Annotated in this window: 14 protein-coding genes and 1 pseudogene; 8 read left to right on the top strand and 7 right to left on the bottom strand. The window is 72.5% G+C overall.

Features of this window, described 5'->3' with window-relative positions; all coding sequences use genetic code 11:
* The first annotated feature begins 50 nt into the window (after nt 1-50).
* Both ABZY31_RS22090 and ABZY31_RS22095 read left to right on the top strand, forming a co-directional pair.
* Nucleotides 51-1313, top strand: a complete 1263-nt coding sequence (locus tag ABZY31_RS22090; protein WP_356412879.1) for a helix-turn-helix domain-containing protein — start codon at nt 51-53, stop codon at nt 1311-1313.
* 154 nt (nt 1314-1467) lie between these two features.
* A pseudogene (locus tag ABZY31_RS22095) lies at nt 1468-1716 on the top strand (glycosyltransferase family 2 protein); the annotation flags it as partial.
* A 136-nt stretch (nt 1717-1852) separates the two neighbouring features.
* Here the strand turns inward: ABZY31_RS22095 and ABZY31_RS22100 are convergent.
* On the bottom strand, nt 1853-2734 hold the full coding sequence (locus ABZY31_RS22100) for an SGNH/GDSL hydrolase family protein (RefSeq protein WP_356412880.1): 882 nt from the start codon (nt 2732-2734) through the stop codon (nt 1853-1855).
* Nucleotides 2727-3290 carry a PadR family transcriptional regulator gene (locus ABZY31_RS22105; protein WP_356412882.1) on the bottom strand — a complete coding sequence of 188 codons (564 nt, stop codon included), beginning with the start codon at nt 3288-3290 and terminating at the stop codon, nt 2727-2729. Before ABZY31_RS22105 ends, ABZY31_RS22100 begins: the two co-directional genes overlap by 8 nt.
* 126 nt (nt 3291-3416) lie before the next feature.
* Here ABZY31_RS22105 and ABZY31_RS22110 point away from each other — a divergent pair, with 126 nt between their 5' ends.
* Nucleotides 3417-3860, top strand: coding sequence for a nuclear transport factor 2 family protein (locus ABZY31_RS22110; protein ID WP_356412884.1), 444 nt, complete (start codon nt 3417-3419; stop codon nt 3858-3860).
* Nucleotides 3861-3993: 133 nt separating this feature from the next.
* Nucleotides 3994-6024 carry a bifunctional metallophosphatase/5'-nucleotidase gene (locus ABZY31_RS22115; RefSeq protein ID WP_356412886.1) on the top strand — a complete coding sequence of 677 codons (2031 nt, stop codon included), beginning with the start codon at nt 3994-3996 and terminating at the stop codon, nt 6022-6024.
* Between the two features lie 9 nt (nt 6025-6033).
* On the opposite strand, the gene ABZY31_RS22120 is transcribed toward ABZY31_RS22115, so the two are convergent.
* Complete coding sequence (locus ABZY31_RS22120; protein WP_356412888.1) at nt 6034-6492, bottom strand: helix-turn-helix domain-containing protein; 459 nt, start codon at nt 6490-6492, stop codon at nt 6034-6036.
* A gap of 123 nt (nt 6493-6615) precedes the next feature.
* Here ABZY31_RS22120 and ABZY31_RS22125 point away from each other — a divergent pair, with 123 nt between their 5' ends.
* From ABZY31_RS22125 to ABZY31_RS22140, 4 genes are all read left to right on the top strand, one after another.
* A complete protein-coding gene (locus ABZY31_RS22125) occupies nt 6616-8073 on the top strand; it encodes a DHA2 family efflux MFS transporter permease subunit (RefSeq protein WP_356412890.1) in 1458 nt (485 codons plus the stop codon).
* A gap of 132 nt (nt 8074-8205) precedes the next feature.
* Entirely contained in the window at nt 8206-8685 is a 480-nt protein-coding gene (locus ABZY31_RS22130; RefSeq protein ID WP_356412892.1) for a lamin tail domain-containing protein, read from the top strand.
* 199 nt (nt 8686-8884) lie between these two features.
* Nucleotides 8885-9373, top strand: a complete 489-nt coding sequence (locus tag ABZY31_RS22135; protein WP_356412893.1) for a phospholipase — start codon at nt 8885-8887, stop codon at nt 9371-9373.
* 163 nt (nt 9374-9536) lie between these two features.
* On the top strand, nt 9537-10037 hold the full coding sequence (locus ABZY31_RS22140; protein WP_356412895.1) for an anthrone oxygenase family protein: 501 nt from the start codon (nt 9537-9539) through the stop codon (nt 10035-10037).
* Nucleotides 10038-10107: 70 nt separating this feature from the next.
* Here the strand turns inward: ABZY31_RS22140 and ABZY31_RS22145 are convergent, their stop codons facing one another.
* From ABZY31_RS22145 to ABZY31_RS22160, 4 genes are all read right to left on the bottom strand, one after another.
* The gene (locus ABZY31_RS22145) at nt 10108-10719 is read right to left on the bottom strand and encodes an anthrone oxygenase family protein (protein ID WP_356412897.1); all 612 of its coding nucleotides are present in this window, start codon (nt 10717-10719) and stop codon (nt 10108-10110) included.
* A gap of 164 nt (nt 10720-10883) precedes the next feature.
* Nucleotides 10884-12302, bottom strand: a complete 1419-nt coding sequence (gene ahcY, locus ABZY31_RS22150; protein WP_356412899.1) for an adenosylhomocysteinase — start codon at nt 12300-12302, stop codon at nt 10884-10886.
* Between the two features lie 6 nt (nt 12303-12308).
* Nucleotides 12309-13355, bottom strand: a complete 1047-nt coding sequence (gene metF / locus ABZY31_RS22155; RefSeq protein ID WP_356412901.1) for a methylenetetrahydrofolate reductase [NAD(P)H] — start codon at nt 13353-13355, stop codon at nt 12309-12311.
* Between the two features lie 33 nt (nt 13356-13388).
* On the bottom strand, nt 13389-14624 hold a 1236-nt coding region (locus ABZY31_RS22160; protein ID WP_356412902.1), incomplete at its 5' end, for a vitamin B12 dependent-methionine synthase activation domain-containing protein.

Raw genomic sequence — 14624 nt, forward strand, 5'->3', positions numbered from 1 at the left:
GTACGCGCAGAAAGCTTCCACCCGCGTTTGTGCGCGGTGACAATGCGCGGATGGACGAGTCCGCATTCGCCGCCGCACTGCTGCCCGAGGTGGAGGCGATCGCCGCGGCGACCGTCACCCACCTGACCGCCGGGATTCCGGCCTACCGGCTGCTGCCCGACAGCGTGATCGACGGGGACCTGCTCGCCAACACCGAGGCGGTGCTGCGGCTGTTCCTCATCACGCTCGCGCAGCGGCGGCTCCCGGACGCGCGGGAGCTGGCCGCGCCGGTGGCGTGGGGGGCGGAGCGGGCGCGGGACGGGGTGCCGCTGGAGGCGGTGCTGCGGGTGTACTCGCTGGGCGCGGGCGAGGCGTGGAAGCTGGCGCTGGCTGCGGCGGGGGGCGGGGGTGCGGGGAACGGGGGCGCAGGGGACGGGGGCTCCGGGGACGACGGCGGCTCCGGGATCGATCCGTACGTGCTGGGGACGCGGTTGCTCGGGTTCCTCGGCGAGGTGATGCCGAAGGTGGCGGCGGCGTACGTCCGCGAACAGGCCGACCTCGACTGGGAGCAGCGCGAGCACGGCCGGAACCTGGCCGACGTCCTGCTCGCGGGCCGTCCGGCGCGGCGGGCGGCGGAGCGGTACGGGCGCACGCTCGCGGACCGGTACGACGTGGTGGTCTTCCGGCTGCCCGATGCGCCGGGCGGCGCCGCGACGGGGATGCTGCGGGCCGTACGGACCGAACTCGACCGCAATCCCGAGGTCTTGGCCACGCTCAAGGGGGAGGGCGGGGTGCTGCTCGTACCGGTGGCGCAGGAGCAGGCCGAGGGCGGGGGCGCGGCGGCCCGGGGCGGGAGGGGGCAGCGGCGGCCGTGTGCGGCGCGGCGGCTGCTGGCGCGGCTCGACGCGGCGGCCGAGCTGCCCTGCATCGCGGCGGCGGCCACCGCCCGGGACCACGATGCGGTCGCGCAGGCGCACACCGAGGCCTGCGAGGTGCTGGCGCTGGCCGAGGCGCTGGGGCGCTCCCCCGGGCTGTACCGGCTGGCCGATCTGGCGGTGGAGTACCAGCTCGTCCAGCCGGGCCCGGCCCGCGACGCCCTGGCCCGGACGCTGGCCCCGCTGGCGGACCAGCCCCATCTGCTGGAGACGCTGCGGGCGTTCCTCGCGGCGGGCCACCGGCGCGCGGAGGCCGCGGACGCCCTGACGGTGCACCGCAACACCCTGACCTACCGCCTCGGCCGGATCCACCTGCTGACCGGCTACGACGCCACGTCCCCGGCCGACGCCCGCCGCCTGTCCGCCGCCCTGACGGCCCACGACGCGCTGCGGGGGTGAGGCGGGTCGGGTGCCGAGGAGGCGGGGCGCGGGGGCGGTGGCGCGGGGCGAGCACGGGAGCGGGCGCCGGGGGCGATCCGTTCCCGGCGGGTGGCCTTCCGCACGGTCCGGGGCTCGGGCGCGGCGGGGGACTCTCGGCGCGCTCGGCTCCTGCCTGGGATTGTCCGGCGGCCGGAACGTCGCGTGGCGCCGTTTGCCGGACTTCGGGGACGTCGACGTCCTGGTGGACCTGGATGACGACGGTCTGCTGACCGCAGCGGACGTGATCCGGGGTGATCCCGACCTGTACGCGGCTGACCGGCGCATGGGCACCGTCTCGTTCAGGGTCGCGGACGGGAGCGGCCACACCCAGCGGTGGCACGTGCCGCGCCTGCGTGCGGGAGATCCCGTCCCGGGCCCGCCCCGGTGGTGCCGCTCCACCTCGCCGCGTGGGCGGGCTGCACGCTGCTACAGCAGCCGCCGCGGCCGGTGCGGTGGCGGACCGTGTGGCGCATGGCCCGGTTCGGGCGGCCGCCGGGGGTCTGCCTCTGCCTGAACGGTCACACCGGGAGCAGGGTCGGGCGTTTTGCGGTGCGGTTCGTGCCCGAGGAGCGGCCGCGGAGGCGGCGGGTGAGCCAGGGGGTCAGGAAGGCGGTGGCCCAGCGGAGTTCGGTCGCGAGGGTGCGGGGGGCGGGGCCGGGGCCGGGAAGGGGGCGGGTCCAGGAGTCGTCCGCGTCGGGCAGGGCCAGGGCGTGGGCCACGGCGGCGGCGATGAGCGCGTGGCCGCGCGGGCTCGCGTGCAGGCGGTCCGGGCTCCACAGGCGGGGGTCGGTCACGACGGGGTGCCGGGCGGTCTCGGCGACGGCGACGCCGTGCCGGTGGGCGGCGTCCCGGATCCGGGCGTTGAGGGCGGTGACGCGGGGGCCGAGGGGCCGGGCGAGCGGGACGAGCCGGCCGATGTCGGGGAAGGTGACGGTGGCGACGCGGGCGCCCTGGCCGGTGAGCGCCGCGAACATCGCCTCCAGGTGGGCGGCGGTCCCGTCGGGGTCGAAGCGGGGCCGCAGCAGGTCGTTGACCCCGGCGACGACGGTGGCCAGGTCGGGGCGCAGGGCGAGGGCGACGGGCAGCTGCTCGGCCCTGACCTGGCCCGCGAGGCGGCCGCGGACCGCCAGGTTGGCGTACAGGACGCCGGGGTGGTGCAGGGCGAGGTGCTCGGCGAGGCGGTCGGCGCAGCCGCGCAAGCCGGTGGTGTCGTCGCCGTCGCCGAGCCCCTCGGTCTGGCTGTCGCCGAGGGCGACGAAGCGCAGCGGCGCGGGGTGCGGGGGGCGGGCCGCGTCGGGGGCCGGCCCGGGCGCGGTCGGGCCGCCTCGCGCGCGGGAGGGGGTCGGGCGGTCGGCCGGGTGCGGGAGGCGGGCTGCGTCGGGGGCCGGGCGCTCAGGCATGGTCGGGCCGCCTCGCGCGCAGGACGGTGATGGTGCGCTCGTACCAGTCGCGGTTGGCGCGTTCGAAGTCGAGGCCGCGCAGGCAGGTGAGGTACGGGCCGATGCGGTCGCCGTGGCGCAGGAACTCCTCTTCGGTGCGCCGGCCGCGCATCTTCCACAGCATCGCGTCGAAGAGTTCGATCTTGGCGGTGGCGAAGATGGCCCGTTCGGTGAGCTGGGTGATCAGGGCGCCGGTGTCGACGTGGTCGGCGGCCTGGACCTTGACGACCAGGTCGTCGCGCATGAAGGACGGTTTGGTGGCGGCAGCGGTGAAGCGGTCCAGTTCGGCCAGGCCGGCGGGGGTGACGCGGAACAGCCGCTTGTTGGGGCGGGTGTCCTGGACGACCTCGCGGCCCGCGATGAGGCCTTCCTGTTCCAGCTTGGCGAGTTCGACGTAGAGCTGCTGCGGGAGGGCGTGCCAGAAGTTCGCCACTCCCATGTCGAACGCCTTGGCCAGCTGGTAGCCGCTCAGTTCCTCGTCGAGCAGCGCCGCCAGTACGGCGTGGCGCAGTGCCATGTCGGCTGCCGCCTCCTTCTTCTCCCGTCGTCTGTGACGGGTCTCTGGTCACGGGCGTGACCCTGGGCCATCATAGTCAAGAAATTGAGTAATCAGTTTTGCGAGTATCGAGCATGAGGAGATGCCATGACCACGCCGAGCACCGTCGACCGCTTCCGCGATGCCGTCGACCGCCGCGATCTCGACGCCCTTAAGGACCTGTTCACCGAGGACGTGCGGCTCTACAGCCCGGTGAAGTTCACGCCTTTCGAGGGGCGGCCGATGGTGCTGGGGCTCTTCGGGGTGCTGCTGCGGACCTTCGAGGACTTCCGTTACGTCGGGCGGTTCGACGGGGCCGCCGAGATGTCCGTGGACGGCGCGGCGGCACCGGCGGCGGTGCTGGTCTTCCGGGCGACCGTGAACGGCAAGGAGATCCACGGGATCGACCTGCTGCACCTGGACGAGCAGGGCCGGATCAAGGAGTTCACGGTGATGGTCCGGCCGCTGTCGGCCGTGCAGACGCTGGGGCAGGCGGTACTCGCCGGGCTCGCGGCGGCGGGGCTGGCTCCGGCTCCGGTGGTGGCGGACTGACGGGCCGGGGGCGGGGTCTATGGAAAGGGCCGTCGCCCCACCTCGGGCTCACGGCCCGGTAGGGCGTGACGCTCGCCGCCGCCGCACGTTGGGCAGGGGGACGGCGGCCGGGCGGCGCAGGGGGACGGGGACGATGGCAGGGTCGGGCGTGGGCAGGCGGCGGTTCCTGACGGCCGCGGGGGCGGTCGGGGTGAAGGCGCTGACCGGGACCGCGGTCGCGGGCGGCGCGGCGGGGCTCGACGCGGCCAGCGCGGCCGGGTACGTCGAGGTGCAGCTGCTGAACATCACCGATCTGCACGGCCACTTGAGCGGTCCCCCGGCCCGGGACGCGGTGCTCACGGGGGCGGACGGGGCGACGTACACCGTCGGCGGGGTCGCCTACATGGCCACCCATCTGGAGCGGCTGCGGGCCGGGCGGGCGAACTCCTTCTTCTTCACTCCCGGCGACCTGTTCTCGGGGTGGGAGTTCCCCGCCTTCAGCCTGGCCGACGAGCCGACCATCGAGGCGCTGAACCGGATGGGACTGGACTTCGCGACCGCCGGGAACCACGAGTTCGACCGGACGCCCGGCTTCCTGACGCAGCACATGGAACGGGGCGCGGGCGCGGGGGTGGAGGGGGCGGGGGCCGCCCACTCGTTCCCGGATTCCGCGGGACGGCCCTTCCACGGCGCCGACTTCCGCTACTACAGCGCCAATGTCACGGCGGTGACCGCGGGGCGGGAGGGGCGGGAGGGGCGGGAGGGGGCCGAGGTTCCCGTACTGCCCCCGTGTCACGTCGAGTGGGTGAGCGCGCCGGGCGGGCGGCGGCTGCCCGTCGGGTTCATCCACCTGACCGCGCTGGGCACGGAGGGGTTGCCGAACTCGTTCCAGCCCGGCCTGCGGACCTCGGACGAGGTGGCCGCCGCCGACCGGTGCGCGGCGCTGCTGAAGGCGCAGGGGGTCAACGCGATCGTGCTGAGCATGCACGACGGTGCGGTGGCCGGGGACGCCTTCGACTCGGGGACCGCGCCGAGCGGCCCGGCGTACGAGCTGGCGCTGCGGGTGTCGGCGGACATCGACGCGATCGTGACCGGGCACTGGCACCGGGCCTTCACCATGATGCTGCCGGACCCGGCGGGGCGGCCGCGGCCCTTCGTGGAGGCGGGCTGTCACGGGCAGATCGTCAACGAGATCGTCCTGCGGCTCGATCCGGACACGGGCGCGGTGCTCCGGGAGCTGACGACCTCGACCAACCACCCCAACACCCGTGACGTGCCCGCCGATCCCGCGCTGCGGGAGGTGGTGGACTACTGGGCCGGCTACGCGCGCCGACGGGCCGGGCGGGCCGTCGCCCGCCAGCGGGCCCCCTTCCGGCGGCGGCTCTCGGCGGATGGGGAAAGCACCATGGGGAACCTGGTGGCCGACTGGGCGCTGTGGGCGGCGCGGCAGCCGCCGGACCCCTTCGACACCAGCCCTCGGCCGGGCGGCGGTTCGGATGCGGCGGGCGTCGCGGGCGGTTCCGGGGCCGGCGTCGGCGTCGGCGTCGCGGAGCTGGCGCTGATCGCGCTCGCGCCGCGGGTGGGCCGCAGCGTGATCAACACGGACCTGGTGGCGGCGCCCGGCGACGACCTCGTCACCTTCGAACGGGCGTGGCGCGCCGTGGGGTACGGGTGCCCGCTGGTCACGGCCTCGGTCAGCGGGGCGCAACTGCACGACGCGCTGGAGCAGCAGTGGGCGCCGGACGCGCACGGCGTCCTGACGTACGCGCCGCTCGCGGTGTCGGCCAACGTCCGCTACTCCTTCGACCCGGCCCGGCCCGCCGGGGACCGGGTCGCGCCCGCCGACGTCCTGATCGGGGGCGCGGCGCTGCGGCCGGAGGGGGTGTACCGGGTGGTGACGACGTCGTACACGCTGACCGGGCAGGACGGCTACCCGGCGCTGGGCGGCTTCCGGGACCCGGTGCGGCACCGGCGGGACACGGAGAGCTTCCCCGCGTACGTCGCCGCGCTCGGCACCCTGGAGGCCGTCCCGACGGGCCGGGTGACGGCCAAGGGCGGGCCCGCGGCGCTGCCGGGACGGGCGGGGCGGCTGATGCCGCTCGACGCCCCGGTCCCGGACCTGCCGCCCCCGGTGGCGGCGGCGGAGGAAGCCGCCCGGGACGCGGGCCGGCGCCCGGTCTGCTGAGGCGGGGCGTCAGCCGCGGGGGCGGGCGGGGGTCCGGGGGGAGAGGTGGCGGGCCAGCACGTCGAGGGCGTCGGCGACCTCCCGGAGCTGCTCGGGGGCCGGGTCCTCCAGCGCCGCGGCGAGGGCGTCCTCGATGGTGGTCGACCGGACCGCTGCCACCCGGGCCGAGGCCTGGGGGGCCTGACGGACCAGCAGGCGGCGGCGGTCGGCGGGGTCGGGGGCGGTGGTGACGGCCCCCGCTTCCTTGAGGCGGGCGACGGCCGTGGAGACCTGGCTCTGCGGCAGCCCGGTGCGGGCGGCGATCTCCCCGACGGCACTGTCGGGGTGCGCGGACACGTCGCTGGCCACGATGAGGACGGACCGGACGCTGCCGCCGTGGCCAAGCTCACCGCCTTCGGGCTCGGGCATGGCCCCTTCGCCGATCTTCATGAGAATGCGGCCCAGCAGGAACAGCTCGACTCCGTTCATGCCCCTCACACTACATCGCGATCGATGCATCTTTTCCAATACATCTTTCTTGATGCATCGGAATCGATGGGTTATCGTCGTTCCACGGGCACGACAGGGGAACGACGGAACGAGGAGCGGATCATGCGGACATGGCGCACATGGCGCGGGAACCCCTGGGCGGTGCTGGTGACGCTCTCCCTCGGGTTCTTCATGACCCTGCTGGACCTGACGATCGTGAACATCGCGATCCCGGACATGATGAGCGGCCTCGGCGCCACGCTCGACCAGACGCTCTGGGTGGTCAGCGGATACGCCCTCGCCCTGTCGGCCCTGATCATCACGGCGAGCCGGCTCGGCGACCTGCACGGCCCCCGCACCCTCTTCGCCGCGGGACTCGCGGTCTTCACCCTGGCCAGCGTCGGCTGCGGATTCGCACCCGGCCCCACCTGGCTGGTAGCCGCCCGCGTCGCGCAGGGGCTGGGCGCGGCCCTGCTCACCCCGCAGACGATGACCCTGATCGTCTCCGTCTTCCCGGCCGCCCGGCGCGGGACCGCGATGGGGATCTGGGGCATGGTCGCCGGACTGGCCACCCTCTCCGGCCCGACCCTGGGCGGCATCCTGGTCTCCACGATCGGCTGGCGCTGGATCTTCCTGGTGAACGTGCCCATCGGGATCGCGGCCCTCGTGCTGACGTTCCTGGTGGTGCCGGACATCCGGACCTCCCGCGCCCACCGCTTCGACCTCACCGGTGTCCTGCTCTCCGGAGCCGCCCTCTTCTGCCTGGCCTTCGGTCTCCAGGAGGGGCAGAACTACCACTGGGGAACGGGGATATGGGCGCTGCTGGCCGCGGGCGGCGGCCTGGCCGCCGGGTTCCTGTTCCACCAGAGCCGCCGTCAGGACCGCGAGCCGCTGATCCCCTTCGCCCTCTTCCGGGACCGCAACTTCACCGCGATGACCGCGCTGGTCGGCCTGATATCGGTCGCCATGCTGGGGCTGGTGCTGCCGTTCAACCTCTACCTCCAGTCCGTGCTGGGGCTCAGCGCCCTCAAGGCGGGCCTCGTCCTCGCCCCCTCCTCGCTGGTGTCGATGACGGTGGGGCCCTTCGCGGGCCGGCTGGCCGACCGGATCGGCGGCACGTACGTCCTGCTCACCGGGGTCTTCTGCTACGCGGTCGGCATCGTCGCCATCGCCCTGCTCGCGGCGCCCGCCACCGCCTGGTACGCCTTCGTCCCGGCGACCCTGGTCACCGGCCTGGGCGTCGGCTGCATCATCGCCCCTATGTCCACGGAAGCCATGCGCCACGTCCCGCCGCACCTGGCGGGCGCCGCCTCCGGCGTCAACAACACGGTGCGGCAGATCGGTTCGGTGGTGGGCGCGGCCGCGGTCGGCGCGCTGCTCCAGGGCCGCCTCACCGCGGAGCTGGCGACCGGCAAGACCTACGCGGTCGCCTTCACCGCCACCCTGCACACCACCGCGGTCCTGCCGATCGTCGCCCTGATCGCGGGGGCCGCCGTCTGCTTCCTGCTCCCCCGCCGCGCCAAGGCGACCGCTGCGGCCGGGACTTGCCGGGCCGGTGAGCTCGCCCTCGCTTCGCGGTAATCATACGATATTGCCTCTTTGTCCTTATTCGGTAAACTTGGGTGTTTTGCTAGAAAACAGCGCTCGCGCAGGCCAGAGTGTGGGTTCCCGGCAGCAAGCCGGGGACCCGCACGTCCTTGAGGTGACATCTCCATGTCTGCTTCGCGCACCACTCGCCGCGTCCTCGCCACCGTCGTGGCCTCCGTCGCCGTCCTCGGCTCCGCCGCCCTGCCGGCCGCCGCCGCCTCCGCTGACCACGGCCGCGGCCACGGCCACGGCAAGCACTCCACCGTCATGATCGGCGAGGTGCAGTACGACAGCCCCGGCCGCGACGACCGCACCAACCGCAGCCTGAACGGCGAGTGGGTCGAGGTGAAGAACACCGGCAGGAAGCCCGTCGACCTGCGCGGCTACACCCTCACCGACCGCGAGGGCAACAGCTACCGCTTCCACGGCCTGACCCTCGCCGGTCACTCCAGTGTCAAGGTGCACACGGGCAAGGGCCGCGACACCGCCCACGACGTGTACCAGAACCGCAACCACTACGTCTGGGACAAGCGCGACGCGGCCACCCTGCGCAACGACCACCAGCGCATCCTCGACAGCAAGTCCTGGGGCAAGCGGGGGCGCTAGCCCCGACCCGTCACCCCGCATCTCGCGCCGGGCCCCCGTCCCTTCAGGGACGGGGGCCCGGCGCGTGGCCGGGCCCCTCCCCCGTCGCGCCGCCGCCGGGTGTCCAGCCGCGCGATGCCCGGCCTTTAACAGAGCCATACATCCTGAGGACGCCGCGCCGCCGATGCCCGGGCGCGCCCCCTTCCTCCGGAGGTTCCTGATGCGCCGTAGACTCACCGCCGCGCTCGTCCCGGCGGTCACCGCCGTCACCGCGCTGGTCGCCCTCGCGTCGCCCGCCGCCGCGGCCGTTCCGGCCGACAAGCCGCAGGTGCTGAGCAGTTGGACGCAGACCAGTTCGGCGAGCTACAACGCGTGGGTCTCGGCCCGTGCGAACCGGACGGCCTGGGCGGCGTACGCCTTCGACTGGTCCACCGACTACTGCTCCTCCTCCCCCGACAATCCGTTCGGATTCCCCTTCCAGACGGCCTGCGCGCGCCACGACTTCGGCTACCGCAACCACAAGGCGCTGGGCATCTTCGCCGCGAACAAGTCCCGGATCGACGACGCCCTGTACGCCGACCTCAAGCGGGTCTGCTCCGCCTACTCGGGCGTGAAGAAGGGCTCCTGCGATTCGACGGCCTGGACCTACTACCAGGCGGTCAAGGTCTTCGGCGACTCCCCCGTCGTGGACAGCGGCGCCGCGGCCTGACGGCCGGCGCCCGCGCGTCGTGGCGCGGTGCGTGCCGTCGGCCCGGTCGAGGAGGGGTGGAGAGCCGCTGGAGCTCACCGGCCCGGCCTCGGCACGCACCCGTATGATCGCGGTGACTTGACGATCTGATGACCTGTCGATGACCACGAGCAGGGGGAATTACGTGGAGACAGCCCGTCTGGCCTCGCTCATCGCCGCCACCATCACCATGGGACTGGTCAGCGGGCTGTTCTACGCCTTCGCCGTCGCGGTGATGCCCGGCCTCAAGCGCTCCGACGACCGCACGCTCATCACGGTCATGCAGCGGATCAACGTGGCCATCCTCAACGGCTGGTTCGTCCTCGGCTACATCGGCGCGTTCCTCTTCACCGCGCTGGCGCTGGGGCTGCACGTCCCGGACGACGGGCACGACCTGCTGGTCCCGCTGATCGGGGCGCTGGTCTGCTACATCCTGTCCATGGGCGTGACCAACCGGGTGAACATCCCGCTGAACAACGCCCTGGAGAAGGCCGGCCCGGTCGAGCGGATCGCGGACCCGGCGGCCGTGCGGCGTGCCTTCGAGGGGCCCTGGGCGCGCGCCAACGTGTGGCGCACGCTGCTGTGCACGGCGGCGCTGGGCTTCCTCACCTGGGCGCTGGTGCTGCACGGGACCGCGACCGCCTGAGCGCGCAGCGTGGACGAGCGGTGCCCCGGCCGACGGTCCCGGCCGGGGCACCGCTCGCTCGCGGGGTGCTTCAGCGGGTGGCGCGCCCGTACAGGACCAGGGCCCGGGAGAGGGCCGTGAGGGCGACCGTGCACAGCAGGGTGCGCACGATGTTGGTGGAGACCCAGGTGGTCTTGAACTTGTCGACGATCGAGAAGTCGGTCATCTTCGCCGCGTCACCGGCGTCGGCCAGCTCGTTGTTGAGCGGGATGTTGACGCTGAAGGTGATCAGGAGGACGACGAAGTAGGCGACGGCCGCGGCGGCGACCCACATCGCCACGTTGCGGCGCCCCTTGCGGAACTCGATGATCACCGAGACGACCGCGACGACGAGCGCGAGCATGAAGGCCATGCCGAAGACCGGGCTGCCGTCGATGACCGAGTTGAAGTTCTGCATCGCCGTGACGTACGTCTTGTCGTCCGCCTCGGCCAGCCCCGGCATGACCGAGACGTCGAAGGCGAAGAACAGACCGGCCATCAGGCCGACGAGGACGGTCGCGACCAGGAGCAGGACCGTGGGCAGCTTGCCGCGCTCGGCGGCGGCCGCCGGTGCGGGCTGACCGGGGTACGGCTGCCCGGCGTACGGCGGTTGCTGCGGCTGCTGCTGGTACTGGTTCGGGCTACCGGCCGGATTGGGGTTCATGGGTGTGTCCTTCGGGTGGTGGTCGGGGGTGCTGCCTGCCCTCGGCTCGGACATCCGATCGTGGCATCCCCCGCGACCCCCGGCCATGGCGTTTCCACCGGCCCTCCAGCGTTCTTCGAGGGCCGGTGGCGGATTCTGTTCGGCTGCGCGTGCGGACGCCGCTCTCAGTAGCGGTAGTGGTCCGGCTTGTAGGGGCCGTTGACGTCGACACCGATGTACGCGGCCTGCTCGGGCCGCAGGGTGGTGAGCTTGACGCCGAGCGCGTCGAGGTGGAGCCGGGCGACCTTCTCGTCCAGGTGCTTGGGCAGCACGTAGACGTCGATCGGGTACTCCTCGGGCTTGGTGAACAGCTCGATCTGGGCCAGGGTCTGGTCGGCGAAGGAGTTGGACATGACGAAGGACGGGTGACCGGTGGCGTTGCCGAGGTTCAGCAGGCGGCCCTCGGACAGGACGATGAGGACCTTGCCGTCGGGGAACTTCCAGGTGTGGACCTGCGGCTTGACCTCGTCCTTGACGATGCCGGGGATCTTCGCGAGGCCCGCCATGTCGATCTCGTTGTCGAAGTGGCCGATGTTGCCCACGATGGCCTGGTGCTTCATCCTGGCCATGTCGGCGGCCATGATGATGTCCTTGTTGCCGGTCGTGGTGATGAAGATGTCCGCGGTCTCGACCACGTCGTCGAGGGTGGCGACCTGGAAGCCGTCCATCGCCGCCTGGAGCGCGCAGATCGGGTCGATCTCGGTGACGATGACGCGCGCGCCCTGGCCGCGCAGCGACTCGGCGCTGCCCTTGCCGACGTCGCCGTAGCCGAAGACCACGGCCGTCTTGCCGCCGATGAGGACGTCGGTGGCGCGGTTGATGCCGTCGATCAGGGAGTGGCGGCAGCCGTACTTGTTGTCGAACTTCGACTTCGTCACCGCGTCGTTCACGTTGATCGCGGGGAACAGCAGGGCGCCCTCGCGGTGCATCTCGTACAGCCGGTGGACACCGGTGGTGGTCTCCTCGGAGACGCCGCGGATCTCGGCGGCCAGCGCGGGCCAGTCGATGGCGCTGCGTCCCAGCAGTTCGAAGACCAGCCGCAGCTCCTCGTTGTCCGCGGTGGCGGGGTCGGGGACGGCGCCCGCCTTCGCGAACTCGACGCCCTTGTGGACCAGCAGGGTCGCGTCACCGCCGTCGTCCAGGATCATGTTCGGCCCGGAGTGGCCCGGCCAGATCAGGGCCTGCTCGGTGCACCACCAGTACTCCTCCAGCGTCTCGCCCTTCCAGGCGAAGACCGGTATGCCCGCCGGGGCCTCGGGCGTGCCGGTCGGGCCGACCGCGACGGCGGCGGCCGCGTGGTCCTGGGTGGAGTAGATGTTGCAGGACACCCAGCGGACCTCCGCCCCGAGCGCGACGAGGGTCTCGATCAGCACGGCGGTCTGCACGGTCATGTGCAGGGAACCGGTGATGCGGGCACCCGCGAGCGGCTGCGAAGGGGCGTACTCCTTGCGGATCGACATCAGACCGGGCATCTCGTGCTCGGCCAGGGTGATTTCCTTGCGGCCGAACTCCGCGAGCGAGAGGTCTGCGACCTTGAAGTCCATAGGGGTCTACTCCGTGATGGTGGTGGCTGGGGTGGTCGAAGCGGCCGACGTGGGTGGCGTGGCCGGGGTGGCCGCGGCCTGGCGTACGTCCAGGTCCAGGTTCTGATGGATCTCTAGAGTCGCGGTGGACTTGTTGAGGGTGATGTAGTGCAGGCCGGGCGCCCCCTCGGCGAGCAGCCGCTCGGCCATCCGGGTGGCGTACTCGACGCCGATCCGGTGGCCGTCGCCGGGGCTGTCCTGGGCCGCTTCGAGGCGCTGGGCGAGGTCCGCGGGGAAGCGGGCGTCGCTCAGTTCGGAGAAGCGCCGGATCTGCCGGACGTCGGTCGCGGGCATGATCTCGGGGATGACCGGGGTGAGGCAGCCGACCGAGCAGAGTCGGTCGCGCAGCCGTAGGTAGTCCTCGACGTGGAAGAACATCTGGGTGATCGCGTAGTCCGCGCCCGCCCGGCACTTGGCGGCGAAGTGGCGGATGTCCTCGTCCCAGGAGGGCGAGCGGGGGTGCCGCTCGGGGAACGCCGCCACACCGACCGTGAAGTCGCCCAACTGCCGGATCAGCGTGACGAGTTCATGGGCGTGGGCCAGCCCGTCGGGGTGCGCCGTCCAGTCCCCCTTGGGGTCGCCCGGCGGGTCCCCGCGCAGGGCCAGGACGTCGCGGATGCCCGCGTCGGCGTACTGCCCGATGATGTGGCGCAGCTCGGCCACCGAGTGCCCGACGGCGGTGAGGTGGGCGACCGGGCGCAGGGTGGTCTCGGCCGCGATGCGCTTGGTGACCTCGACGGTCCGGTCGCGGGAGGAGCCGCCGGCGCCGTAGGTGACGGAGACGAAGGAGGGGGCGAAGGACTCGATCCGGCGGATGGCGTTCCACAGGACGCGTTCCCCGGCGTCCGTCTTCGGCGGGAAGAACTCGAAGGAGAAGCTCTGCCGGCCCTGAGCCAGCAGTTCGCGGACGCCAAGCGTGGCCGGGGCGGACGTGCGGGGGCGCTCGGCGGTGGCGGTGGCGGTGCCTGCGGCTGTGGCTGGGGCGGGCGCGCTGGCGGTGAGTGTGGCCGGCATGTCTGTCTCCTCTCGAATCTCTCGGTGCGTTCCTCAGCGTGCGTTGAAGTACTTCGCTTCGGGGTGGTGGATGACGATGGCGTCGGTGGACTGTTCGGGGTGGAGCTGGAACTCCTCGGAGAGGTGGACCCCGATGCGTTCGGGCTGGAGGAGATCGGCGATCTTGGCGCGGTCCTCCAGGTCGGGGCAGGCGCCGTAGCCGAGCGAGAAGCGGGCGCCGCGGTACTTGAGGTCGAACATGTCCTCGACCCGGGACGGGTCCTCGCCGGCGTAGCCGAGTTCGGCGCGGACGCGGGCGTGCCAGTATTCGGCCATGGCTTCGGCGAGCTGGACGGACAGGCCGTGCAGTTCGAGGTAGTCGCGGTAGGCGTCGGCGGCGAACAGTTTGGCGGTGGCCTCGCCGATCCTGGAGCCGACGGTGACGACCTGGAGGCCGATGACGTCGGTCTCCCCCGATTCCTCGGGGCGGAAGAAGTCGGCCAGGCACAGGCGGCGGCCGCGGCGCTGGCGGGGGAAGGTGAACCGGGTCCGTTCGTTGCCCTGCTCGTCCAGGATGATCACGTCGTCGCCCTTGGACACGCACGGGAAGTAGCCGTAGACCACGGCGGCTTCCAGCAGGTTCTCGGTGTGCAGTTTCTCCAGGAGCCCGCGCAGCCGCGGCCGGCCCTCGCTCTCGACCAGTTCCTCGTACGTCGGCCCGCCCGCGCGGGCCTGCTTGAGCCCCCACTGGCCCTTGAAGAGGGCGCCCTCGTCCAGCCAGGACGCGTAGTCCTTGAGCGGGATGCCCTTGACCACCCGCGTCCCCCAGAACGGCGGGACCGGCACCGGATTGGTGACGGCGACATCGGACCGTACGGAGCCCAGCTCGGGGACGTCCTCGATTGCGAGCTCCGGCGCCGCTTCGCGCTTGGCGACGCGGCGCTGCTTGAGGGGCGGGAGCTGCGCTCCGGAGACGCCCCGCTTGATGCCCATGAGGGCGTCCATGAGGCGCAGGCCTTCGAAGGCGTCGCGGGCGTAGCGGACTTCGCCTTCGTAGATGTCGTGGAGGTCTTGTTCGACGTAGGCGCGGGTGAGGGCGGCGCCGCCGAGGATGACGGGGTAGTCGGCGGCGAGTTTGCGCTGGTTGAGTTCCTGGAGGTTCTCCTTCATGATCACCGTGGATTTGACCAGCAGTCCGGACATGCCGATCACGTCCGCGCGGTGTTCCACCGCCGCTTCCAGGATCGCCGAGACCGGCTGCTTGATCCCGATGTTGACCACGTTGTAGCC

The organism is Streptomyces sp. NPDC006529, assembly GCF_040611795.1.
GTDB lineage: Bacteria > Actinomycetota > Actinomycetes > Streptomycetales > Streptomycetaceae > Streptomyces.

Excerpts from the sequence above, each read along its gene's own strand:
- ABZY31_RS22090 (WP_356412879.1), top strand. The coding sequence starts at position 51 with ATGGACGAGTCCGCATTCGCCGCCGCACTGCTGCCCGAGGTGGAGGCG.
- ABZY31_RS22100 (WP_356412880.1), bottom strand. The coding sequence starts at position 2,734 with ATGCCTGAGCGCCCGGCCCCCGACGCAGCCCGCCTCCCGCACCCGGCC.
- ABZY31_RS22105 (WP_356412882.1), bottom strand. The coding sequence starts at position 3,290 with ATGGCACTGCGCCACGCCGTACTGGCGGCGCTGCTCGACGAGGAACTG.
- ABZY31_RS22110 (WP_356412884.1), top strand. The coding sequence starts at position 3,417 with ATGACCACGCCGAGCACCGTCGACCGCTTCCGCGATGCCGTCGACCGC.
- ABZY31_RS22115 (WP_356412886.1), top strand. The coding sequence starts at position 3,994 with ATGGCAGGGTCGGGCGTGGGCAGGCGGCGGTTCCTGACGGCCGCGGGG.
- ABZY31_RS22120 (WP_356412888.1), bottom strand. The coding sequence starts at position 6,492 with ATGAACGGAGTCGAGCTGTTCCTGCTGGGCCGCATTCTCATGAAGATC.
- ABZY31_RS22125 (WP_356412890.1), top strand. The coding sequence starts at position 6,616 with ATGCGGACATGGCGCACATGGCGCGGGAACCCCTGGGCGGTGCTGGTG.
- ABZY31_RS22130 (WP_356412892.1), top strand. The coding sequence starts at position 8,206 with ATGTCTGCTTCGCGCACCACTCGCCGCGTCCTCGCCACCGTCGTGGCC.
- ABZY31_RS22135 (WP_356412893.1), top strand. The coding sequence starts at position 8,885 with ATGCGCCGTAGACTCACCGCCGCGCTCGTCCCGGCGGTCACCGCCGTC.
- ABZY31_RS22145 (WP_356412897.1), bottom strand. The coding sequence starts at position 10,719 with ATGAACCCCAATCCGGCCGGTAGCCCGAACCAGTACCAGCAGCAGCCG.
- ahcY (WP_356412899.1), bottom strand. The coding sequence starts at position 12,302 with ATGGACTTCAAGGTCGCAGACCTCTCGCTCGCGGAGTTCGGCCGCAAG.
- metF (WP_356412901.1), bottom strand. The coding sequence starts at position 13,355 with ATGCCGGCCACACTCACCGCCAGCGCGCCCGCCCCAGCCACAGCCGCA.